Source organism: Streptomyces qinglanensis (assembly GCF_900111245.1).
GTDB classification, from domain to species: domain Bacteria; phylum Actinomycetota; class Actinomycetes; order Streptomycetales; family Streptomycetaceae; genus Streptomyces; species Streptomyces qinglanensis.
The window spans coordinates 370,724-391,634 of the sequence record NZ_FOGO01000005.1; the positions used below are offsets into that span (position 1 = coordinate 370,724).

The 20,911-nt window shown below is 74.1% G+C and carries 19 protein-coding genes; 3 read left to right on the top strand and 16 right to left on the bottom strand.

Annotated elements, in window-relative coordinates:
- Window positions 1-9: 9 nt before the first annotated feature.
- The 4 genes from BMX65_RS14135 to BMX65_RS14150 all read right to left on the bottom strand — a co-directional run bounded on the left by BMX65_RS14135 (window position 10) and on the right by BMX65_RS14150 (window position 4,208).
- The gene (locus BMX65_RS14135) at window positions 10-996 is read right to left on the bottom strand and encodes a helix-turn-helix transcriptional regulator (RefSeq protein WP_075000590.1); all 987 of its coding nucleotides are present in this window, start codon (window positions 994-996) and stop codon (window positions 10-12) included.
- A gap of 75 nt (window positions 997-1,071) precedes the next feature.
- The gene (locus BMX65_RS14140; protein ID WP_075000591.1) at window positions 1,072-2,067 is read right to left on the bottom strand and encodes a hypothetical protein; all 996 of its coding nucleotides are present in this window, start codon (window positions 2,065-2,067) and stop codon (window positions 1,072-1,074) included.
- Window positions 2,064-3,314, bottom strand: a complete 1,251-nt coding sequence (locus BMX65_RS14145) for a glycosyltransferase family 4 protein (protein WP_075000592.1) — start codon at window positions 3,312-3,314, stop codon at window positions 2,064-2,066. The genes BMX65_RS14140 and BMX65_RS14145 overlap by 4 nt, the downstream gene beginning before the upstream one ends.
- A gap of 270 nt (window positions 3,315-3,584) precedes the next feature.
- Complete coding sequence (locus BMX65_RS14150) at window positions 3,585-4,208, bottom strand: LysM peptidoglycan-binding domain-containing protein (RefSeq protein ID WP_075000593.1); 624 nt, start codon at window positions 4,206-4,208, stop codon at window positions 3,585-3,587.
- A 459-nt stretch (window positions 4,209-4,667) separates the two neighbouring features.
- Here BMX65_RS14150 and BMX65_RS14155 point away from each other — a divergent pair, with 459 nt between their 5' ends.
- Window positions 4,668-5,483, top strand: coding sequence for a hypothetical protein (locus tag BMX65_RS14155; protein WP_075000594.1), 816 nt, complete (start codon window positions 4,668-4,670; stop codon window positions 5,481-5,483).
- A 236-nt stretch (window positions 5,484-5,719) separates the two neighbouring features.
- On the top strand, window positions 5,720-5,977 hold the full coding sequence (locus BMX65_RS14160; protein ID WP_075000595.1) for a hypothetical protein: 258 nt from the start codon (window positions 5,720-5,722) through the stop codon (window positions 5,975-5,977).
- A gap of 54 nt (window positions 5,978-6,031) precedes the next feature.
- On the opposite strand, the gene der is transcribed toward BMX65_RS14160, so the two are convergent.
- From der to aroH, 5 genes are all read right to left on the bottom strand, one after another.
- The gene (gene der / locus BMX65_RS14165) at window positions 6,032-7,510 is read right to left on the bottom strand and encodes a ribosome biogenesis GTPase Der (RefSeq protein ID WP_075000596.1); all 1,479 of its coding nucleotides are present in this window, start codon (window positions 7,508-7,510) and stop codon (window positions 6,032-6,034) included.
- Window positions 7,511-7,582: 72 nt separating this feature from the next.
- Window positions 7,583-8,248, bottom strand: a complete 666-nt coding sequence (locus BMX65_RS14170) for a lysophospholipid acyltransferase family protein (protein WP_075000597.1) — start codon at window positions 8,246-8,248, stop codon at window positions 7,583-7,585.
- Entirely contained in the window at window positions 8,245-8,979 is a 735-nt protein-coding gene (gene cmk / locus BMX65_RS14175) for a (d)CMP kinase (protein ID WP_239501860.1), read from the bottom strand. Before cmk ends, BMX65_RS14170 begins: the two co-directional genes overlap by 4 nt.
- Window positions 8,980-9,170: 191 nt before the next feature.
- Entirely contained in the window at window positions 9,171-10,262 is a 1,092-nt protein-coding gene (locus BMX65_RS14180; protein ID WP_075000599.1) for a prephenate dehydrogenase, read from the bottom strand.
- A gap of 15 nt (window positions 10,263-10,277) precedes the next feature.
- A complete protein-coding gene (aroH, locus tag BMX65_RS14185) occupies window positions 10,278-10,640 on the bottom strand; it encodes a chorismate mutase (protein WP_075000600.1) in 363 nt (120 codons plus the stop codon).
- 132 nt (window positions 10,641-10,772) lie between these two features.
- Between aroH and BMX65_RS14190 the strand changes: the two genes are divergently transcribed.
- Entirely contained in the window at window positions 10,773-11,093 is a 321-nt protein-coding gene (locus BMX65_RS14190; protein WP_019355320.1) for a DUF952 domain-containing protein, read from the top strand.
- Between the two features lie 186 nt (window positions 11,094-11,279).
- On the opposite strand, the gene BMX65_RS14195 is transcribed toward BMX65_RS14190, so the two are convergent.
- The 7 genes from BMX65_RS14195 to BMX65_RS14225 all read right to left on the bottom strand — a co-directional run bounded on the left by BMX65_RS14195 (window position 11,280) and on the right by BMX65_RS14225 (window position 20,663).
- On the bottom strand, window positions 11,280-12,536 hold the full coding sequence (locus BMX65_RS14195; RefSeq protein ID WP_075000601.1) for a pseudouridine synthase: 1,257 nt from the start codon (window positions 12,534-12,536) through the stop codon (window positions 11,280-11,282).
- A complete protein-coding gene (scpB, locus tag BMX65_RS14200) occupies window positions 12,536-13,324 on the bottom strand; it encodes an SMC-Scp complex subunit ScpB (protein ID WP_075000602.1) in 789 nt (262 codons plus the stop codon). Before scpB ends, BMX65_RS14195 begins: the two co-directional genes overlap by 1 nt.
- Entirely contained in the window at window positions 13,317-14,642 is a 1,326-nt protein-coding gene (locus tag BMX65_RS14205; RefSeq protein WP_075000603.1) for a segregation and condensation protein A, read from the bottom strand. Before BMX65_RS14205 ends, scpB begins: the two co-directional genes overlap by 8 nt.
- 25 nt (window positions 14,643-14,667) lie before the next feature.
- A complete protein-coding gene (locus BMX65_RS14210; RefSeq protein ID WP_079171878.1) occupies window positions 14,668-15,381 on the bottom strand; it encodes a hypothetical protein in 714 nt (237 codons plus the stop codon).
- Window positions 15,366-16,430, bottom strand: a complete 1,065-nt coding sequence (locus tag BMX65_RS14215; protein ID WP_388549572.1) for a ParA family protein — start codon at window positions 16,428-16,430, stop codon at window positions 15,366-15,368. The genes BMX65_RS14210 and BMX65_RS14215 overlap by 16 nt, the downstream gene beginning before the upstream one ends.
- Window positions 16,431-16,956: 526 nt before the next feature.
- Complete coding sequence (gene ald, locus BMX65_RS14220) at window positions 16,957-18,072, bottom strand: alanine dehydrogenase (RefSeq protein WP_075000658.1); 1,116 nt, start codon at window positions 18,070-18,072, stop codon at window positions 16,957-16,959.
- A gap of 476 nt (window positions 18,073-18,548) precedes the next feature.
- Window positions 18,549-20,663, bottom strand: coding sequence for a tetratricopeptide repeat protein (locus BMX65_RS14225; protein ID WP_075000606.1), 2,115 nt, complete (start codon window positions 20,661-20,663; stop codon window positions 18,549-18,551).
- Window positions 20,664-20,911 lie beyond the last annotated feature (248 nt).

Consider the following 20,911-nt stretch of genomic DNA (forward strand, 5'->3'; position numbering starts at 1 on the left):
AATAGTGCGCTACCGCCGCTCCCCCGCCCGGTCGGCGGGGACCAGTGCACGGGACAGCCGATCCCGCAGCAGACCGATCTGCTCCGCCAGGTCCGCAGGCCCGCGGATCTCGAAGTCGAAGTCGAGCAGGAGCAGATGGACGAGCAGCATCTCCCGCGAGGGAGCCCCGGTCCGCAGCAGGCAACTGTGCTCGTCGACCGCTTCCAGCGTCCCGGTGGCCAGGGATATCCGCTCGGCCGCCACCGCCGCGGGAGCGTGGAGCAGAACGGTGGCCTGCGCCGGATAGGCGCGCGTGGACACGCCTTCGGCCACCCAGGCGGCCAGGTCCTCGGCAGGGGCCGGCCGGGGCTCGAACCGCGGCCCGTGCGGCGGGGTGAGGGTGATGCGGTCGGCCCGGAAGGTCCGCCAGTCGGCGCGCTCGGTGTCCCAACCCACCAGGTACCAGCGGCGGTGCGTGGTCACCAGCCGGTGCGGCTCCACGAGCCGCCGGGAGGAGGCGCCCCCGTGCGACTCGTACCGGAAGCGCAGCCGCTCGTGGTCACGGCAGGCGCGGGCGAGCTCGGCGAGCGTATCGGCCTCCACGGTGGGCCCGCGGTGCGGACCGGCCAGCGGCACGGTGAACTCGTTCAGCGCCGCCACCCGCCGGCGCAGCCGGTCCGGGAGGACCTGGTCCAGTTTGGCGAGGGCCCGCTCCGAGGCGTCCCTGACGCCCTCGACGGCGCCGCTCGACGCGCCGCGCAGCCCCACGGCGACGGCGACCGCCTCGTCGTCCGCCAGCAGCAGCGGCGGCAGCCGGGCACCGGCGCCGAGCCGGTAGCCGCCCGCCGTGCCGCTGACGGAGTGGACCGGATAGCCCAGCTCACGCAGCCGCTCCACGTCCCTGCGGACCGTGCGGGGGGTGACACCGAGCTGTCGGGCGAGGTCGCCGCCCGACCGGTCGGGATGGGTCTGCAGCAGCGAGAGCAGCCGTAACAGCCGTGCCGAGGTATCCAGCATGGAACGATTCTGGCAGCGCTCGCGGGCGGAGCGCGCCCGGGCCCCGGACCGGCGCCGTCCGTCCGGGGCCCGGGATCACTCCGCGCGGTCGATCCGCACCGCCAGGTCGTTGTTGAGCGTGTAGTACGGCTTCGCCGTGACCGCCGCGGACTCGGTGGCGGCCGGCCCGGCCGCGGCCGGTTGCCCGGCGTCCCGGGCGACGGGCTGCGCGGGGTAGGTGAAGATCCGCTTCTTGTCCGGGACGTCGTCCAGGATCCGCGCGACCCGCACCGCCTCGGCCCCATCCGCGGGGCGCAGCCACAGGTCCCACAACCGGCCCCCGGCCAGCGCCGCGAACGGCAGCACGGCGGCGAACTCCCGCCGGTCGCCTCCCGCCCCGGCCGCGTCGGCGACCACCGGCTCGGCCGGCCCGCGGCGCGGCCACGCCTCCAGCCGCGCGGTGGCGGAGACCTCGCCGCCGTAGAGCCGTCCGTCGAGTTCCAGGGCGCCGTCCCGCATCCGCAGCGCACCGGCCTCGGCGTGCGGCCAGCGCATCCAGGCCCGGACGCTGAGGTTGCCGTGCTTGGTGGCGTAGGGGATGCGCACGCCCAGCCAGCCGCGGTTCTCGTGCGGAACCCGGTCCACCAGCGAGCGCAGGTCGTTGACGCCCGGGGACAGTCTGCGCGGCTCGCGCCCGGCGAGCACGAGGAAGACGTTCCAGCGCCCTTCGGTCAGCCTGACGGTGCTGGGCAGCGCGGCGCGCAGCGTGCCGGGCTCCGCGTCCTGCACCGGGGTCAGCGGCAGCCGGACCTCTTCCGTCTCGCCCGAGGCGTCCGGACGGCGGCGCAGCAGCAGTCCCGCGTCCTCGCCTCCGGCTCCGGCGTCGGTCCCGGCGAGTCTCAGGTCGAAGGTGAGGCCGCCCGCGCTGTCGGCGGTGCAGTCGGTTGCCGGACCGCGCTGGGCGGACTGTGGGGGCAGGGCTTCTCCCGCGCCGTGGCGGTGCTCCTCCTCGGCGCCGGAGGGAAGGTCGGCGAGCGCGTCCGCGACGGACGCCGCTCCTGTGGTGACGGTCCGGATCGTGCTGCCGCTCATGCTGTGTGTCCTCCCTGGAGCGCCGCTTGGCCGTTGGCCAGTGCGTCCTTGACGGCGTAGGCCCCGCTCAGCAGCGAGGCGCGGGTACGGTGCAGGCCCCGGCTGCCCTTGCCGACGAGGTCGTGGAGTATCGACTCGTAGCGGGCCCCGATGAGCGAGGGGTCGAAGCGCGCGGAGTCGGCGAGCGCGGCCCGGCCCATCCGGCGGCGCAGTTCGTCGTCGTTGATCAGGCCCAGGAGCGCTCCGGCGACGGCGTCCTCGTCACCCGTGGGCACGAGGCGTCCGTCGACGCCCGGCCGGACGATCTCGGCGGGCCCGTGCGGGCAGTCCGTGGCGACGACGGGCAGGCCGCAGCGCATGGCCTCGACGATGGTCATGCCGAAGGACTCCAGGCTGGAGGTGACGGCCGCTATCGACCCCTTGGCCCACTCCGGCTCGATGGGGTGGATGGGCCCCATCAGGAAGACGTGGTTGTAGAGGCCGAGTTCGTCTATCAGGGTGCGCAGCCCCGGCCGTTCCCGGCCTCCTCCGTAGATCCGCAGCCGCCAGTCCGGCCGCTCGGCCACCACCTTGGCGAAGGCCCGCACCAGCAGGTCGTACCGCTTGGCCGGGGCGAGCCGGCCCGCCGCGACGACCCACTTGCTGGTGCCGTCGGCCGGTACGACGGCAGGTGCGGGAACGCTGTTGGGGACCGCCTCCACCCGGACGCCGGGCAGCCGCAGCAGCCGGCGGTAGTCGGCGGCGTCGGCCTCGGTGACGGTGGTCAGCGCGTCGAGCCGAGGGTAGACGGTGCGCAGCACGCGTTTGAGGCTGCGGGAGTGGGTCGCGAGTGTGAGGTGCTCCTGCCCCAGTCTCGCGGGCCCGCGCCGGGTCTGGCGGGCGAGGTGGACGTTGAGGCCCGGCCGGGTGCCGATGACGACGTCCGCCTCGGTGCTGCCCAGGTGGTCTCCGATGAGGCGGTCGGTCAACTCGCTGTACATCGGGTACTTGCCGTCGGCCTCCGGGAAGACCGTGGCGGGCCTGGTGTGTTCGGCGCCCAGGCTGTCCGGTGAGCGCACCCCGCGGGCGTCGACGAGATGGCGCAGCCGCACGCCCGGTCCGGGGTCGAACACCGGCCGGTCCCGGGTCCGGAAGACCGAGACGACTTCGACGTCGTGGTGTTCGGCCAGGCACCGGGCCAGGTTGTAGGTGGTACGGACGGTTCCCCCGATGGCGTACCCGTTATGGAGCAAGAAGGAAATGTGCATTTTTCCCGAGTCCCACGCATCCTCGCGGTCAGTCCCCCTCTGTCCGCCTGTCACCGAGCTAGACCGTTAAGTGCGGTGCAGGGTTGGGTGCGTTGAGCAGGTTGTTTCAGAAGAGTTCTGAATGGTTTTACTTTTGTGACCTGTTGTGGGGAACGAAATCCGTGCGCGGGACGTCGCAGGCGCCGCGGGTGCAGACGGCGGCGGCCCCGCCAGGCGCACACCTGGCGGGGCCGCTCCGCGCCCGGCCGTCCGGCGGCCGGGCGCGGGTGGTCAGACGTCGAGCTTCTGACCGGCGAGGATGAGGTCGGGGTCGCCCCCGATGACGTCCTTGTTCGCGCGGTAGAGGTCCTTCCAGTCCTTGCCGTGCGCCGCGGCGATCGACCCGAGCGTGTCACCGCTCTCGACCGTGTAGTTGCCGGATCCGCCACGGTTGGCGCTGCGGCCCGGGTGCGTGGCGGGGCGCTCGTCCGACGGGGAGCCGGCGCGCGGCGGCGACTGCTGCCCGGAGCCCTGCTCGGACTGCGCCGGGCCGGTCGCCCGGGGCGGAGTGCCGGAGGCTCCGGCCTTGACCGAGCAGTTGGGCCAGGCGCCCCAGCCCTGGGCCTGCTGCACCTTGGTGGCGACCGCGATCTGCGCGGCCCTGCTCGCCTTGTCGGCGGTGGGCGCGTAGGCGCCGCCGCCGTAGGCCCGCCAGGTGCTCGCCGAGAACTGCAGGCCACCGTAGTAGCCGTTGTGGGTGTTGGTCTGCCAGTTCCCTCCGCTCTCGCACTGCGCGATGCGGTCCCACACTCCGTCGTTCGACGCCGCCGAGGCCGTCGGAGCCGTGGCGGCGAGCAGGGCGAGCGGGGCGGCGAGACCGGCACCCGTGAGCACTGCTGTACGACGCTTGGACAATTCGAACCCTCTCCACGAACCCGGGAGACCCCGTTGCTCCCCCGTGCGGGCCGAGTGGCGGTGGGCGCGTCCGGCGCCCGCACTCGACTTCGCCTGTCCCGGGTGGTGCTCGGTGCACCGCCGTGGAATGTAGGGAGCACCTCGCCCGAATTGCAACCAGAACACTGTCTTTGCAGGCCATGCACCGGTTACCGGCTATAACAGCGGTTTCAGGACACCCCCCGAACAGGTGCATTCCGGGCAGAAGTTGACAGTGCGACCGGCCCGCTGTGAGTCAGCTCACCAGTCGAACTCCTGCGCGCTCGACCGGTATTGACGGGGTGTGAACTCTTCTCCCGGTTATGTGACCGGTTACGTACGAACGGGGGACGCGCACCGGCACCCGCGCGTGACCGCGACCACAGATCTCCCGTTGTCCAGGCGAACAGGAACCGAAAGCCAGGAGTCCCCGTGTCCCCCATGCTCGATGTCAGCGACGCCGTACGCGCCGAGATCGGCGAAGCAGAAGCCGAGAGGCTGCTCGCCGGAGAGAACGCCCCAGGAGACTACGACTGCACCTCGTGCCGCGCCCGGGGCAACACCGGCCAGGAGCGCACCAGCACCGTGCTGTTCGTCGGCGAGGAGACCGCGGTCCTCGCCTTCGCACACGCGGCCTGCATCCCCTCCCAGGTGGTGACCGTCGCCGAGGACCAGCTCCAGGGTGCCGTACGCACCCTCTCCGCGCCCGAGTCCGCCCCGGCCGAGCCGCCCGCCGCAGCCGCCGTGCCCTCCCCCGCCGCCGAGCCCGGGACCGGGCAGCGCCAGGCGGTGCTGGGCATCACCTGCGGCCAGGTCCTCATCGACGGCACCGCGCGCTCCGCACTCGTGGTGGAGCCCACCGGCCCCATCGCCCGCCCGGGTTCGGACGGCCCGGGAGACGACTTCCTGCCGCTGCTGATCGAACAGGGCTTCATGCCCGTCACCGACGTCGGGCTGCTGCCCGCCCCGGTGGCCGGGTGGTCGGTGCTGGTGGCCATGGGGCAGCTGCACGCCGTCTTCCAGCCTCCCGCCACGCCCGGCGGACAGCCGGTCGCCTGGTGGCAGGCGCACCAGCCGCTCGCCGTCACCGAGGGCTGGCGCACGGCGGCCGCCAAGAACCACACGGTCGTGGTCTACGCCGCCCCCGCGGGCTCCATCGGCCAGCAGCCGCGCGAGGACCTGCTGCGGGAAGCGCTGGAGAAGGCGGCGGCCGGCGGCGTGCTGGTGGCCGGCACGATGCCGCTGACGGGCACATGAGCCGCCCTCCGCACACGCACGGGCCGCGCTCCGGGCAGCTCCCGGAGGCCGGGAGCGGGCGCACGAACAGCCCAGGACGACTGGTGCGATCCGGTCATTCGCCACACGGGGCCGCATCCGGTGTGCCGCAGGGTCGTTGGGCAGACGTGCAGCAATACGAGCCTCTCCGAGCCCATCACCCGCATCTCGGCCACGGCCGCGCCGTGAGCGCGTCCGGGGCCCCCGCTGTACCCCGGATGCGGACGCCGTACAGCTCGTCCCCCGAGGGGTCCACACCCATCTACGACTCGCTGTACGCGGAGTACCGCAGACTCTTCCGGGCCCTGCCGGGAGACCGCACCGGCGAGGAGGAGCTGCGCTTCGAGGGGTTCGGCACGGTGCACGGCATCGGATCGGGCGCCTGGAGCGACCAGGAGCCCCCGGCCGCCTGGCACACCCCCTCCTGGCAGCTTCCGGCGCTGCCTCCGGCGCCCCGCCACGGCCCCCACCGCTGACGGCACCCCGCCGGAACCCGGTCCCGGGTTCCGGCGGGGCAGCGCCCGCAGCGGCTACTTCTTGCGGCCGCGCTTCTCGCGCACCCGGACCGAGATCTGGACCGGTGTCCCCTCGAAACCGAACTCCTCGCGCAGCCGCCGCTCCACGAAGCGCCGGTAGCCGGCCTCCAGGAAGCCCGAGGCGAACAGCACGAAGCGCGGCGGGCGGGTGCCGGCCTGGGTGCCGAAGAGGATGCGCGGCTGCTTCCCACCGCGCACCGGGTGCGGGTGCGCGGCGACGATCTCGCCGAGGAAGGCGTTGAGCTTGCCCGTCGGCACCCGCGTCTCCCAGCTCTCCAGCGCCGTCTCGATCGCCGGTACCAGCTTCTCCACATGCCGCCCGGTGCGCGCCGAGACGTTGACGCGGGGCGCCCAGCGCACCTGGACGAGGTCCCGCTCGATCTCCCGCTCCAGGTAGTAGCGGCGCTCCTCGTCCAGGGTGTCCCACTTGTTGTAGGCCAGCACCACGGCCCGGCCGGAGTCCACCGCCATGGTGATGATGCGCAGGTCCTGCACGCTGATCGACTCGCTGACGTCGATCAGCACGACCGCGACCTCGGCCTTCTCCAGCGCCGCCGCGGTACGCAGCGAGGCGTAGTAGTCGGCGCCCTCGGCCATGTGGACCCGCCGCCGGATACCCGCCGTGTCCACGAACTTCCAGGTCCGGCCGCCGAGTTCGATCAGCTCGTCCACCGGGTCGCGGGTGGTGCCGGCCTCCTCGTTGACGACGACGCGCTCCTCGCCCGCCACCTTGTTCAGCATCGAGGACTTGCCGACGTTGGGGCGGCCGATGAGCGCGACCCGGCGCGGCCCGCCCGGCGGAACGCCGTCGAAGGTCTGCTGGGGCGCCTCGGGAAGCGCCTTGAGCACCTCGTCCAGCATGTCGCCCGTACCGCGCCCGTGCAGCGCCGAGACCGGGTGCGGCTCGCCCAGGCCCAGCGACCACAGATAGGCCGCGTCGGCCTCTCCCGACGGGCCGTCGACCTTGTTGGCGCACAGCACCACGGGCTTTCCCGCACGGCGCAGCAGCTTGACGACTGCCTCGTCGGTGTCGGTTGCGCCGACGGCCGCGTCCACCACGAACACCACCGCGTCGGCGGCCTCGACGGCGAACTCGGCCTGCGCCGCGACGGAGGCGTCGATGCCGAGGACGTCCTGCTCCCAGCCTCCGGTGTCGACGACCTTGAAGCGGCGGCCCGCCCACTCGGCCTCGTAGGTGACCCGGTCCCTGGTGACGCCCGGACGGTCCTCGACCACCGCCTCGCGGCGGCCGATGATCCGGTTCACCAGGGTCGACTTGCCCACGTTGGGCCGGCCGACGACGGCGAGGACGGGCAGCGGCCCGTGCCCCGCCTCGCCGAGCGCCCCCTCGACCTCCTCCTGGTCGAAGCCCTCCTCGGCGGCGAGCTCCATGAACTCGGCGAACTCGGCGTCACCCAGCTCACCGTGGCCGTGCTCGGTGCCGTCGTCGGCGGGGTGCATCTGGTCGTTCATGACGTCTCGTCCTCGTCGTTCAGCGGGTCTGTGCGGCTGCCGCGAAGGGTGCGGCCGCCGGTGGTACGGGGGTCAGGGTGCGGCGCGGCCGGTGAGCCGCCTGGCCTCGGTCAGATGCCCGGCGAGCCGTTCCTGGAGCCGTACGGTGGCCTCGTCCAGCGCCTTCCTGGTCCGGCGGCCCGAGCCGTCGCCCACGGTGCACGGGTCGCCGAAGACCACGTCGACCCGGCCGCGCAGCGGCGGCAGCGCCCGTATCACCCGGCCCGGGCGGTCCGAGCTGCCGAGCACCGCGACCGGGACGACGGGCGCACCGGAGCGCAGCGCGAAGTAGGCGAGCCCGCCGCGCAGTGCGGCGAAGTCGCCCTCGCCGCGGGTGCCCTCCGGGAAGATCCCCAGTGCCCCGCCCTGCTTCAGCACCGCCAGCGCGCCGGTCACCGCGGTGCGGTCGGCGCCGCTGCGGTCGACCTTGAGCTGGCCGATGCCGCGCAGGAACGGGTCGAGCGGCCCGACGAACGCCTCCTTCTTGATCAGGAAGTGCACCGGCCGCGGTGCCGTCCCCATCAGCATGGGTCCGTCGATGTTGTGCGCGTGGTTGACCGCGAGGATCACCGGGCCGGCCTGTGGCACCCGCCAGGCGCCCAGCACCCGGGGGCGCCACAGGGTGTACATCAGTCCGATGCCGATCCGGCGGCCGACGGCGGCGCCCCGCTCGCTCGCGGCGGAGTCGGATTCCGTCACCTGGCGGCCTTCTCCCGGTCCTGCGCGGGACCCTCCTTGCCCGCCGCCGCCTTCTCCACGAGGGTGACGACGCACTCGACGACCTGCTCCAGGGTCAGCTCGGTGGTGTCCACCTCGACGGCGTCGTCGGCCTTCTTCAGCGGGGAGGTCTTGCGGCTGGAGTCCGCCCGGTCGCGCGCGGTCAGCGCCTGCTGGGTGGCGGCCAGGTCGCTGACGGAGGTGCCGTCGGCGGTCTTGAGCTCACCGTTCCGCCGCGCGGCCCGCGCCTCGGGAGAGGCGGTGAGGAAGACCTTCAGATCCGCGTCGGGCAGCACCGTGGTGCCGATGTCCCGGCCCTCGACGACGATGCCGCCGCGCGCCTCCGCCGCGATCGTCCGCTGGAGCCCGGTGATCCGCTCCCGCACCTCGGGCACCGCGCTGACCGCGCTGACCGCGGCGGTGACCTCCTGGGTACGGATCGGGCCCGAGGCATCCGCGCCGTCGGCCGAGATCGCCGGGGAGAGCGGGTCGGTGCCCGAGACGATGCTGGGCTTGCCCGCGGCGGCCGCGACGGCGTCGGCATCGGCGGTGTCGACACCGTTGTTCAGCATCCACCAGGTGATCGCCCGGTACTGGGCCCCGGTGTCGAGGTAGCTCAGCCCCAGCCGGGCCGCGACGGCCTTGGACGTGCTCGACTTGCCCGTGCCGGAGGGGCCGTCGATGGCGACAATCACTGCCGGGGTTGCAGACACGGTTGTGGGCACCTTTCGTGGGTCTGAGGCTCGCGCGCGGCGCACAGGAACGGACGGGACCGGCCTCGGCCCCCCGCACAAGGCTACCGGCTGCCACGGACACGCCAGGCCGCGCGTCCGGACCGCGCCGCCGCCCCGCGATGCGGCCTCGGCCCGGTCCGAGCGGGCCCCGTCGGCCCGTCGGCCTCACCTCACTGCCGCAGGGACCAGCCGCGTTCGCGCAGCGCCTGCTCCAGCACCGGCACCGCGCCGGGCTCCACCATGAGCTGCATCCGACCGGCCTGCTGCCCGGTCGCGTGCTCGATGCGGACGTCCTCGATGTTCACGCCCACCGACCCCGCGTCGGCGAAGATCCTGGCGAGCTGCCCCGGGCGGTCGCTGATCAGCACCGTCACCGTCTCGTAGGCGGTCGGCGCCTGGCCGTGCTTGCCCGGGACCCGGGCGCGCCCCGCGTTGCCGCGGCGCAGCAGCTCCGCCACGCCCGCGGTGCCGCTGGAGCGCTTCGCCTCGTCGGCCGACTCCAGCTCGCGCAGCGCTCGTACGGCGGCGTCCAGGTCGGTGGCGACCGCGGCGAGGATGTCGGCCACCGGGCCCGGGTTCGCGGAGAGGATGTCCACCCACATCGCCGGGTCGGATCCGGCGATCCGGGTCACGTCCCTGATGCCCTGGCCGCACAGGCGCACATCGGTCTCGGCGGCCTCCTCGAGCCGCGCCGCCACCAGGGTCGAGAGGAGCTGCGGGGTGTGCGAGACCAGCGCGACGGCCCGGTCGTGCGCGTCCGCGTCCATCACCACCGGCACCGCCCCGCACAGCGCGATCAGCTCCAGCGCGAGGTTGAGCACCTCCGTGTCGGTGCCCTGGGTGGGGGTGAGCACCCAGGGGCGCCCCTCGAACAGGTCGGCCGAGGCGGCCAGCGGGCCGGACTGCTCGCGGCCGGACATGGGGTGGCTGCCCAGGTAGGTCGTCAGGTCGCCGCCCCGCTCCAGCAGCTCCCGGCGGGGCCCGCCCTTGACGCTGCCCACGTCGATGACGCCGCGTGCCAGCCCGGCGCGCTGCACGTCGGCCACGGTGGCGGCCAGGTGCGCCGGGGGCACGGCCACGATCGCCAGGTCGACGGGTGAGCCGGGGGCGGGTTCCTCCCCGGTTCCGGCGCCCAGCGCGACGGCCGTGCGGACCCGCTCCGGGTCGCGGTCGCGCAGGTGCACCTCGACGCCCCGCGCGGAGAGAGCCAGCGCGGCCGAGGTGCCGATGAGTCCCGTACCGAGCACGAGGGCGGTGCGCATTGCCGTGGGGTGTCCTTACTGGGCGATGTCCTTGCGGAGGGCGGCTGCGGCGCCCAGATAGACGTGCTGGATGCCGGACCTGGGCAGCTCGGTCTCCGTGTGAGCAAGGATACGGACCACCCGGGGCATCGCACCCGCGACCTCGAGTTCCTGCGCGCAGATCAGCGGCACGTCCGCGATGCCGAGCCTGCGGGCCGCGGCGGCGGGGAAGTCGCTGTGCAGGTCCGGGGTGGCGGTGAACCAGATGCTGATCAGGTCCTCGGTGGAGAGGCCGTTGCGCTCCAGCACCTCGGTCAGCAGTTCCCCGACCCGCTCGGTCATGTGCCCGGCCTCGTCACGGTCGAGCTGGACGGCTCCCCGTACCGCACGTACCGCCACCGCCGCTCGCCCCTTTCCGACCCGCCGCCGGTCCCGATCCGCTGCCGGCCGCCTGCCCGGCGGGGCCAGGGTAGGTAGGTTCCAGCGCGGATGTCCGGGCCGCCCGCACAGTGAGACGGTACAAGTGGAGGCATGCTCTTCCACGTGGTCCCGCTCGACGACTGGTTGCTCGCCCCGGACCGTCCGTACGCGCCGCGCGCGCTGGCCGAGGACGGGTTCATCTCCTGCACGCCCGACGAGAAGCAGGCGCTGGCCGTCGCCGACGCGCGCTTCCGCGAGGCGGTGGGGCCGCTGATGGCCCTCATGATCGACGAGCGGCGGCTGGACGCCCGCGTCTGCTGGGACCCCGCGCCGCGGATCCACGGCCGGGTGAACCGGTCCGCCGTGGCGGGCATGCTGGAGGTCCGGCGCGACGACGAGGGCCGGGCCGTCGATCTGGCGCTGTGGTCCTGAGCCCCCGGGCCCGCCCGGTCCCGGCCACGGGCGGGCGGGGCGCTCCCGTCCCCGGCCTGGAGGACCCCGAGAACCCGTGTCCCGGCGACCGGCGCACGGGGCGCTCCCGGCCGCCGGTGGCACGGGGCCGCCGGGCATCTCCGTGGCGCGGGCAGGCTCTCCGCGGATGCGGAGAGCCCGGTGCCGCTAGAGGCCGACCTCGCCCATCAGCATGCCGACCTCGGTGTTGGTGAGGCGGCGGAGCCAGCCCGACTTCTGGTCACCCAGCGCGATGGGACCGAAGCGGGTGCGCACCAGCCGCTCCACCGGGAACCCGGCCTCGGCCAGCATGCGCCGCACGATGTGCTTGCGCCCCTCGTGCAGCGCGACCTCGACCAGGTAGTTCTTTCCGGTGTTCTCCACGACGCGGAAGTGGTCGGCGCGCGCGTACCCGTCGTCGAGCCGGATCCCGGACTTCAGTTGCTTGCCCAGGTCCCGGGGCAGCGGGCCCTGGATGGCGGCCAGGTAGGTCTTGGTCACGCCGTAACGCGGATGGGTGAGGCGGTGGGCCAGCTCACCATGGTTGGTGAGCAGGATGATCCCCTCGGTCTCGGTGTCGAGACGGCCCACGTGGAAGAGCCGGGTCTCCCGGTTCTGGACGTAGTCGCCCAGGCACTGGCGGCCGTCCGGGTCCTCCATGGAGGCGACGACCCCGGCGGGCTTGTTCAGCGCGAAGAACAGGTACGACTGGGTCGCGATGGTCAGCCCGTCGACCTTGATCTCGTCCTTCTCCGGGTCGACGCGCAGCCCCTGCTCCTGGACGATCTCGCCGTTGACCTCGACCCTGGCCTGCTCGACCAGACCCTCGCAGGCGCGGCGCGAGCCCATGCCCGCACGTGCCAGCACCTTCTGCAGGCGCTCGCCCTCCACCTCGCCGAACGTCTTGGGGAGCTTGACCGGGGGCTTGCTGTGCCGGGCCCGGTTGCGCTCCTCGATCTGCGCCTCGTACTCGCGGGGGCGCGCGGGCGCCGAGGCCCTGCGGGCGCGTGCCTTGGGGGCGCCGCTCTTGGTCACGTCCTTGCGCACGTTGCTCTTGCTGCCGGGCTTGCCGCCCTGGCCCTTGGGGGCGCCGCCCTGGCCCTTCGGGGCACCGGGCTTGGCCTTCGGGGCGCCGGGCCGGCCGTCGCCGGGCTTGCCGCCACCGGGCTTGCCGCCACCGGACCCGGAGCCGCCGGACCCGGAGCCGGCTCCGGCGCCGCCCTGGGTGTAGCGGCGCTCCTCGGGCCGCAGCGGCCGGGAGTCCGCGGACTGCTGCCGTCCTCGCTGCCCGCCCTGGCCCTGCCGGCCGCCGGGGGCGCCCTGCCCGCGCCGGCCGGCCTGCCCGCGGCCCTCCTGGCCGGCGCGGCCCGCGCCGCCCTGCTTGCCGCCTCGGTTTCCGCCGGTGTTCCTGCCGCTGCTTCGCATCAATGTTCCGTCTGGGAGTCGGGGGAAGGATCGTCTACGTCGAACGACGGCATACCTTCCTGGGTCTCCCCCTCGACGGCCTCCGCTTCCGGGAGGAAGGGCGCCAGCTCCGGAAGCTCGTCCAGGCCGCGCAGGCCCATCCGCTCCAGGAAGTAATGCGTCGTCCTGTAAAGGATCGCACCTGTCTCGGGTTCCGTGCCCGCCTCCTCCAGCAGACCGCGCTGGAGGAGGGTGCGCATCACGCCGTCGCAGTTCACACCGCGTACGGCGGAGACCCTCGAGCGGCTGACCGGCTGCCGGTAGGCGACGACGGCGAGGGTCTCCAGCGCCGCCTGGGTGAGCCGGGCCTGCTGCCCGTCCAGCACGAAGCGCTCGACCGCGTCCGCGTAGTCACCGCGGGTGTAGAACCGCCAACCGCCCGCGACCAGCCGCAGCTCGAAGCCCCGGCCCTCGACGGTGTACGCGTCGGCGAGCTCGCGCAGCGCGTCCGACACCTCGCGCGGGCGCCGCTCCAGGACCTTGGCCAGGTGCTCGGCGGTGGCCGGCTCGTCGACGACCATCAGCACCGCCTCCAGCGCGGGCTTCAGCGCCAGCTCCGCGACACCGTCGCTCCCGGCGGGCTCCGCCGCCGCGCCGCGCTCCTCCTCGGCCTCCTGCACCTCGTAGGTCTCCGCGGGGGTCTCCGCGGGGGTGCCCACCGGGCCTTCGGCCGCCGCCGGGACCGCGGCCTCCGCCGCTCCGGGTGCCCCGCCGGTCCCGGCCCGGTCGCCGCCGACCGCTTCAGTCATCCTTGCGCTCCCCTGGCTCCTGGTCGAACTCGTCGGTCACGAGCGGTGTCCCGTCCCCGGCGTCCGCGGCGCCGCTCCATCTGACGAGGAGCGCGCCCAGCGCCTCGTCCTGGTCCAGTGAGACGGCCCGCTCCCGGTACAGCTCCAGCAGCGCGAGGAAGCGGGCGACGACCGTGAGGGTGTCGGGAGCGTCCCGGGTGAGGTCCTGGAAGCTGGCCTCGCCCCGCTCCCGCAGCCGCGCCACGACCACCTCGGCCTGCTCCCGGACGCTGACCAGCGGCGCGTGGATGTGCTCGACGTACACCTGCGGTTTGGGCTTGGGCCGCATCGCCTTGACGGCCAGCTCGGCGAAGCCCTCCGGGCCGACGCTGAGCGCCACTTCGGGCAGCAGCTCGGCGTGGTGCGGCTCCAGCCCCACGGTACGCGGATGGCGCCGGGCCTCCTCGTCCAGCCGGGCCGCGAAGATGTTCGCGATCTCCTTGTAGGCGCGGTACTGCAGCAGCCGCGCGAAGAGCAGGTCCCGGGCCTCCAGCAGCGCCAGGTCCGCCTCGTCCTCCACCTCGGCCTGCGGCAGCAGCCGGGCGGCCTTCAGATCCAGCAGCGTGGCGGCGACGACGAGGAACTCGGTGGTCTGGTCGAGGTCCCATTCCGGGCCCATGGCGCGGATGTGGGCCATGAACTCGTCGGTGACCCGGGAGAGGGCGACCTCGGTGACGTCCAGCTTGTGCTTGGAGATGAGCTGGAGCAACAGGTCGAAGGGACCCTCGAAGTTGTCGAGGACCACCCTGAACCGCCCGTCGTCGGCCTCCTGCCCGGCCTCTGCGGCCTCGACCGGCTCGACCGGCTCGACGGGTTCAGCGGGGACTTCGGGGCGCTCCTGGGCGGTGGCCGGCCGGGCGGCCGCCGCGGGCCCGTCCTGCGGCGTCTCCGCGGCCTCCGCGGGGAGTTCCGCCGCGGGCTCGTCGGCCGCACGGGGTTCCGCTGCGGCCCCATCGCCCTCATCGGCCCCATCGGTCTCGAGGAGTGCCGCTGCGCCCCCGCCGACCGGTGCGCGGGTCGCCGCGGAGCCGTCCGCCGGTCCGCCGGACGGCTCCGGAGGTTCCGGCGCGGGCTGCGGCGGGCCCTGTGGTGCGGGTGCGCCGACGGGGCCTTCCGGCACCGGCGCGGGTGGCTCGCCCGGCGCCGCGGAAGCCGGTCCGGCCGCCGCGGGCCCCTCGGGACTCCCGGCGGCGGACTCCGCCTCGGACGCCGTTCCGGGCCCCCGCCCCAGCGGTCGGCGGGAGCCCCGGCTGCGGAGTGCGTCGTCAGGAGTGGGCATCGCAGGCAGCGTACTGGCAAGCAGGTCAGCGCCCGCGCAACCGCCGTACGAGAATGCTCGCGTCTCCGCGGGATTCGAGGTCGGCCAGCACCACGGCCACGGCCTCGCGTACGATCCGCCCCCGGTCGACGGCGAGTCCGTGTTCGCCGCGCAGCACCAGCCGGGCGTGTTCGAGGTCCATCAGTTCCTCGGCGGAGACATAAACGGTGATCTTCTCGTCGTGCCGCTCGCGCCCGCTGGGGCGGCGGGCCGCCCGGCCGCGGCGGGAGGCCGCGGGCGCGGCGGAGGCCGTCGGGGAGGCCGTTCCCGAAGCACCGGTCGACTGGCGGCCTTTGGCGGCGCCGCCGCGGCGTCCGGTGCGCTCGCCCGGCGCCGGGCCCGCCTGTTGGGGCGGTGCGGTCCGCTGCTCGTCGGCCGTGGCCGTGCCACGCGCACCGCGCGCGGCACGCCGTGCGCCGCCGGCCGCGGCGCTGCCGGGCTCGCCGCCGGACTCGTCGGTCGCGGAGCGCTCGGCGCCGCCGGCCTCCGGAACCGGCTCGGAGGCGGGAGCGGGCACCTTGGGGCCGGGCGTGGCGGGGGCGGTGGCGGGCGAGCCCACCGAGGGCTGCGCCGGGGCCTCCCCGTTCGCCGGGCCGACCTGCGCGGACCGCTCCTCCTGCGGCGCGGACGGCTGTACTGCGGCACCGCCTGTCGTGCGGAACAATTCGTCGGCTGCCGGGAGACTCACTCGGCGTGGCACCGGGCGAGCACCTCCCTGGCGAGCTGGCGATAGGCGGCGGCACCGACGGAGTTGGAGGCGTACGTCGTGATCGGCTCACCCGCGACGGTGGTCTCGGGGAAGCGGACGGTGCGCCCGATGACGGTGTGGTAGACGTTGTCGTCGAACGCCTCGACCACCCGGGCGAGCACCTCGCGGCTGTGCACGGTCCGTGAGTCGTACATCGTCGCCAGGATGCCGTCCAGCTCCAGCTCCGGGTTGAGCCGCTCCTGGACTTTCTCGATCGTCTCGGTCAGCAGCGCGACACCGCGCAGTGCGAAGAACTCGCACTCCAGCGGGACGATCACCTTGTGCGCCGCGGTGAGCGCGTTGACCGTGAGCAGGCCGAGCGAGGGCTGGCAGTCGATGACGATGAAGTCGTAGTCGTTCAGCAGCGGGCCCAGCGCGCGCTGCAGCGTCGACTCGCGGGCCACCTCGCTGACGAGCTGCACCTCGGCCGCCGACAGGTCGATGTTGCTGGGCAGCAGGTCCATCCCGGCGACCGCGGTCTTCAGCAGCACCTCGTCGGGGGCCAGGCCGCGCTCCATCAGGAGGTTGTAGACCGTCAGGTCCAGTTCCATCGGATTGACGCCGAGGCCGACCGAGAGAGCGCCCTGCGGGTCGAAGTCGACCAGCAGCACGCGCCGTCCGTACTCCGCGAGTGCCGCGCCCAGGTTGATGGTCGACGTCGTCTTGCCGACGCCGCCCTTCTGGTTGCACATGGCGATGATCTTGGCCGGGCCGTGCTCGTTCACCGGTCCGGGGATCGGGAAGTACGGCAGCGGGCGTCCGGTCGGGCCGATGCGCTCCCGGCGCTGCCGCGCGGCATCGGGCGCGAGGGTGGCCGCGTACTCCGGATCGGGTTCGTACTCCGCGTCCGGGTCGTAGAAGTGACCCTCGGGCAACTCGCCCTGGTTGGGGTCGTAGTGCGGGTCACTGTAGTCGGCGAAACGCTCGGCGGACGGGCCGTTCGCAGCGTCGCCGGCCGTGGCGTTCACGTGGTGGCCGTCCGTGCTCTGGTTGGCTGTCATGGTGGGCGTCGGGTTCTGGTGGGCTGCGAAGGTGCGGACAGCGACGGAGCCGACACCCTCGGGTCCTGTGGGACCTGAGGACCCCTGGCCTCGTACAGGCGCTCCTGGTTGACCACCCCCGGGAGAAAATGTCGACTCGTTCACAAGTCGTCGTACCTCCTTGGTGACCAGGAAATTTCTCAACAGGTCAGCGTGACACCATGCCGACGGTTGGCGACTCTATGGCGTGTCGGCGGTCCGCAGCAACACAATCCGCCTCAGACGGCCCGATGTGTCGGTATGCGGACCCCCTGCTGTCAAGAGGCTCCCGGGTGACGTCGGGGTGGTTTCCCCGGTGGGCAAAAAGGTTGGACAGTTACGTTAAGGGCAAGTCGGGTCGCCGTCCCGCGGACACGACGACGTCACCGTCCGGACCTTCCCTACAAGGCCCGGACGGTGACGTGAGGTTGCCGACGTTGACGCCGCGGGTTGACCCGGCCGGGGGCTCGCCCCGGCCCCCGCCGCCGGTGTACCGGTGGCTCGGCGCTCAGCCCAGCAGCGTCGCGATGTCCCGCACCGGCAGGTCGTGCGCCTCGCCCACGGGGCCGTAAGTGACCTCGCCGTCGTGCGCGTTGAGGCCCTTGGCCAGCGCCGGGTCGCGGCGCAGCGCCTCCCGCCAGCCGCGGTTGGCCAGCTCCACGATGTACGGAAGCGTCGCGTTGGTCAGCGCGTGCGTGGAGGTGTTCGGCACGGCGCCGGGCATGTTGGCGACGCAGTAGAAGACCGAGTCGTGGACGCGGAAGGTCGGCTCGGCGTGCGTGGTCGGCCGCGAGTCCTCGAAGCAACCGCCCTGGTCGATCGCGATGTCGACAAGGACACTTCCCGGCTTCATCCGGGCGACCAGCTCGTTGCTGATCAGCTTCGGGGCCTTGGCACCCGGGATGAGCACGGCACCGACCACCAGGTCCGCCTCGAGCACCGCACGCTCCAGCTCGAAGGCGTTGGAGGTGATGGTGCGCACCCGGTTGCCGAAGATCTTGTCGGCTTCACGGAGCTTGTTGACGTCCTTGTCCAGCAGGGTGACGTGGAAGCCGAGGCCGACCGCGATCTGGGTGGCGTTCCAGCCGGAGACACCGCCGCCGATCACGACGGCGCGGCCGGGGTTCACGCCGGGCACCCCGCCGGGCAGCACACCGCGGCCGCCCGCGGAGGCCATCAGGTGGTAGGCGCCGACCTGCGGGGCGATCCGGCCCGCGACCTCGGACATCGGGGCGAGCAGCGGAAGGGTGCGGTTGGCCGGCTCGACGGTCTCGTAGGCGATGGCCGTGGTGCCCGACTCCAGCAGCGCGTCGGTGCACTCACGCGAGGCGGCCAGATGGAGGTAGGTGAAGAGGGTCTGGTCCTTGCGGAGCCGGTGGTACTCCTCGGCCACCGGCTCCTTGACCTTCAGCAGCAGGTCGGCGGTGGCCCACACCTCGTCCGCCGTGCCCAGGATGGTGGCACCGGCGCCGGTGTACTCGGCGTCCGGGATGGAGGAGCCGACCCCGGCGTCCTTCTCCACGTACACGTCGTGGCCGTTCCGCACCAGTTCGTTGACCCCGGCCGGGGTGATGGCGACACGGAACTCGTTGTTCTTGACCTCGCGGGGGATACCGACCTTCACGTCGATCACGGTCCTTCACTCAGGGGTGCAGAAGGCAGAGAGAGCCGGGTCGCGCATGCTCGAAAACACCGGAGGGACCGCGGCTCGACCAGTCTAATGAAGGAGGCCGAGCTGTCCAGCCTTACAAACAGTCGATCTTTTTCGAGATTGCTATGTGATTCGCAGGTTCCCGGCGGAGGGCCGCGACGGCGCCTCCGCGACCGCCTCGGACGGCCGCCGAGTGGCGCATGTCACGCCCCGCAGCGGCACGAGGATTCGTTCCGTTTCCACTCCTCGCCCCGATCCGTCCCCAGCTCGACCCCGCTCCGGCTCCGCGCCCCGCGGCTCCGCTTCCGGACCGGGCCCGGGCTCGGGCCGGGGCCGGCCCGCGGGCCGGAGAGCGAGGCGTGGCCGGCAGCCGGGCTCGGGCCCGGTGCCGCTGGGCCCGGGCTCGGCAGCACTGCCGGGCGCGGGCCCGCTCCGGGCCAGGCCGGAATTCAGTCCCCGGCGGCCCCGGCGGCCCCGGCGGTACCCGCCGCGGGACGCCGCAGCCGCGCCGCCGCCGTCCGGTACCGCCGGGCCTCCCGCAGGCTCCCGGCCCGCTCGCACGCCTCCGCGGCCCGCAGCGCCAGCTCCGCCGCCGGCCCGGTGTCCCCCGCGCCCCGGGAGACCTCACACGCCTGGCCCCAGGTGCGCAGCGCGTCCTGCCACCGCCCCGCCTGCTCCTGCACCGCCGCCACCTCGGCCAGCGCCCGCGCCCGCGCGGCCGGCTCCTGGAGCCTGCGGAAGGCCGCCGCCGCGGCCCGCCACGCCCGCAGCGCCTCCTCCGGGCGCGCCGCCCGGGTGTGCACGGCACCGATCCGGCCGTGCAGCCGCGCCGTCGCCGCCCGGTCCGCATGCTCGTCCCGGGCCAGCCGCAGCGCCAGCGCGCGGCCGTACCAGTCGGCGGCCCGGTCCCAGTCGGCCAGCTCCGCGTAGCCGTCCCCCAGCGACTCCAGGGCCCGGCCCGCCGCCCACTCGTCCTCGCCCTCCCGCGCCGCGTCCAGCGCCGCGCGGTAGCGGACGAGGGCCTCCGCCCAGCGGTCCGTGCGTGCGTCCAGGTCCCCGAGGTTGAGCAGCGCGGCGGCCCGCTCCCGGTGCCTGCCGTTGCGCTCGGCCACCAGCAGCACCAGCTCGTGCAGCTCGTAGCGGTCGGACGCCGCCTGCTCGGGCGCCTCGTGCGCGTCGAAGGCCCGGGCCAGCGCCGACACCAGGCGGCGGGCCAGCGTGTCGAGCTCCCCCGCGCCTTCCGCGACGGCCGCCCGTACGGCCGACAGCAGCGCCGGGCGCCGGGTGCGCAGCCAGCTCCGCGCCTCCAGAGGGTGCAGGAAGCGCAGTGCGCGCGGCATCCCCGCCAGTTGCCGACGCGCCTCGGACCCCGACGGTTCGCACACCGCGCGGCATGCCTGGAGCCGGCTGACCAGCCGCTCCAGCATCCGCGCCCGGGCCAGCAGCACCTCGTCCGGCTGCTCGTGCACGGCCGACGCGGCGCGCAGCAGCGGATCGAGGCACCCCGGAACCTGGTAGTGGCCGGAGTCGAGGGGACGCAGCAGACCGAGCCGCACATAGTCGTCCAGGGCGGCGTGCGCGGTGCTCAGCGAGCAGCCGCCGAGCGCGGAGGCGAGCTGCGGATCGACGAACCCCGCCGGTGCGAGGGCGAGCAGCCGCAGCAGGCGCCCCAGCGGACGCGGGAGGGAGTCGTGGACGAGCCAGAAGGACCGCTCCAGCGGATCCGGGGCCGCCGGGGACCGCGCGGCTTCCGCGGTCTGCTCTGCCTCCCGCCCCGGCGGCCCGCTTCCGGCCAGCGCCCGGGAGGCGTCGAGCAGCGACCGCTTGGGGTGGGCGCCGAGCCAGCCGCCCAGCAGCGTCAGGGCCGCCGGGAGGGCACCGCACTGCTCGATCAGCGTCTCGGCGCTGCGCGGATCCACGGTGACCCGGGGCGAGGAGCCGGCGTGCCGGGACAGCAGCGCCACGGCACTCGCGCGGTCGAGTCCGCCGAGGGCGCAGGGGCGGACGTCGGGCACGTCGGTGAGCGGCCCCGAGGAGACGGCGACCACCAGGCAGTCGCGGCTCTCCGGCGCCAGGTCCAGGAGCTGCTCGGAGTCGGCCACGTCGTCGAGGAGCAGCAGGACCCGGCCGCGGCGCTCGAGGGCGGAGCGCAGCGCCTCGGCGACGTCCGCCGGGTCGGCGCCGGGCGGCGGATCCGGGGGCGCCGCGTCCTCCCCGGGAGGGCGCGCAGGGCCGGTGCTGCGGGCGAGGGAGGCCAGCAGGTCGCGGGCCGTGCGCTCGGTGGGAACCGGGATCCCGCCCGGCTCGGTGAGCCGGGCCCGCAGCACCCCGCCGGGATAGCGGTCGGCCACCTGCCGGACGAACTCCTCGGCCAGCGTGGTGCGGCCCGATCCGGCCGCCCCCGCGATCAGCAGCACCCGGCTCTGCGGGAGCGGACGGCCGGACATGGTGTGCAGCCCGGCGCTCTCCAGGTCGGCACGCAGGGCGCGCAGTTCGCGGTCGCGGCCCGTGCAGGAGTGGGGGCCCGGCCCCGCGGTCGCGGGCTGCACCGCCTGATCTGTCACGGGCTACGCTCCCGTTCGCTGTTCACCTGGTGTGTGCGCGGACGAATACCGCGAGCGTAGTTCACCGTGGGCCGCCGACCGGTGCGAACGGGCGCCGCGCCCGCGCCGGGAATCACCACATCGGCTCAGGTGGGCCGGGCGGGGAGCCCCCTCCGCCCTTCCGGCTCCACCCGGGCGTGGCCGCCCGCACCCCGGACGGGCCGCTCCCCGGACGGCCCGCTCCCCGGACGCCCCGCGCGCCGGGGAGG

Excerpts from the sequence above, each read along its gene's own strand:
- BMX65_RS14135 (WP_075000590.1), bottom strand. The coding sequence starts at position 996 with ATGCTGGATACCTCGGCACGGCTGTTACGGCTGCTCTCGCTGCTGCAG.
- BMX65_RS14140 (WP_075000591.1), bottom strand. The coding sequence starts at position 2,067 with ATGAGCGGCAGCACGATCCGGACCGTCACCACAGGAGCGGCGTCCGTC.
- BMX65_RS14145 (WP_075000592.1), bottom strand. The coding sequence starts at position 3,314 with ATGCACATTTCCTTCTTGCTCCATAACGGGTACGCCATCGGGGGAACC.
- BMX65_RS14155 (WP_075000594.1), top strand. The coding sequence starts at position 4,668 with ATGCTCGATGTCAGCGACGCCGTACGCGCCGAGATCGGCGAAGCAGAA.
- BMX65_RS14160 (WP_075000595.1), top strand. The coding sequence starts at position 5,720 with ATGCGGACGCCGTACAGCTCGTCCCCCGAGGGGTCCACACCCATCTAC.
- der (WP_075000596.1), bottom strand. The coding sequence starts at position 7,510 with ATGAACGACCAGATGCACCCCGCCGACGACGGCACCGAGCACGGCCAC.
- BMX65_RS14180 (WP_075000599.1), bottom strand. The coding sequence starts at position 10,262 with ATGCGCACCGCCCTCGTGCTCGGTACGGGACTCATCGGCACCTCGGCC.
- BMX65_RS14190 (WP_019355320.1), top strand. The coding sequence starts at position 10,773 with ATGCTCTTCCACGTGGTCCCGCTCGACGACTGGTTGCTCGCCCCGGAC.
- BMX65_RS14195 (WP_075000601.1), bottom strand. The coding sequence starts at position 12,536 with ATGCGAAGCAGCGGCAGGAACACCGGCGGAAACCGAGGCGGCAAGCAG.
- scpB (WP_075000602.1), bottom strand. The coding sequence starts at position 13,324 with ATGACTGAAGCGGTCGGCGGCGACCGGGCCGGGACCGGCGGGGCACCC.
- BMX65_RS14205 (WP_075000603.1), bottom strand. The coding sequence starts at position 14,642 with ATGCCCACTCCTGACGACGCACTCCGCAGCCGGGGCTCCCGCCGACCG.
- BMX65_RS14215 (WP_388549572.1), bottom strand. The coding sequence starts at position 16,430 with ATGACAGCCAACCAGAGCACGGACGGCCACCACGTGAACGCCACGGCC.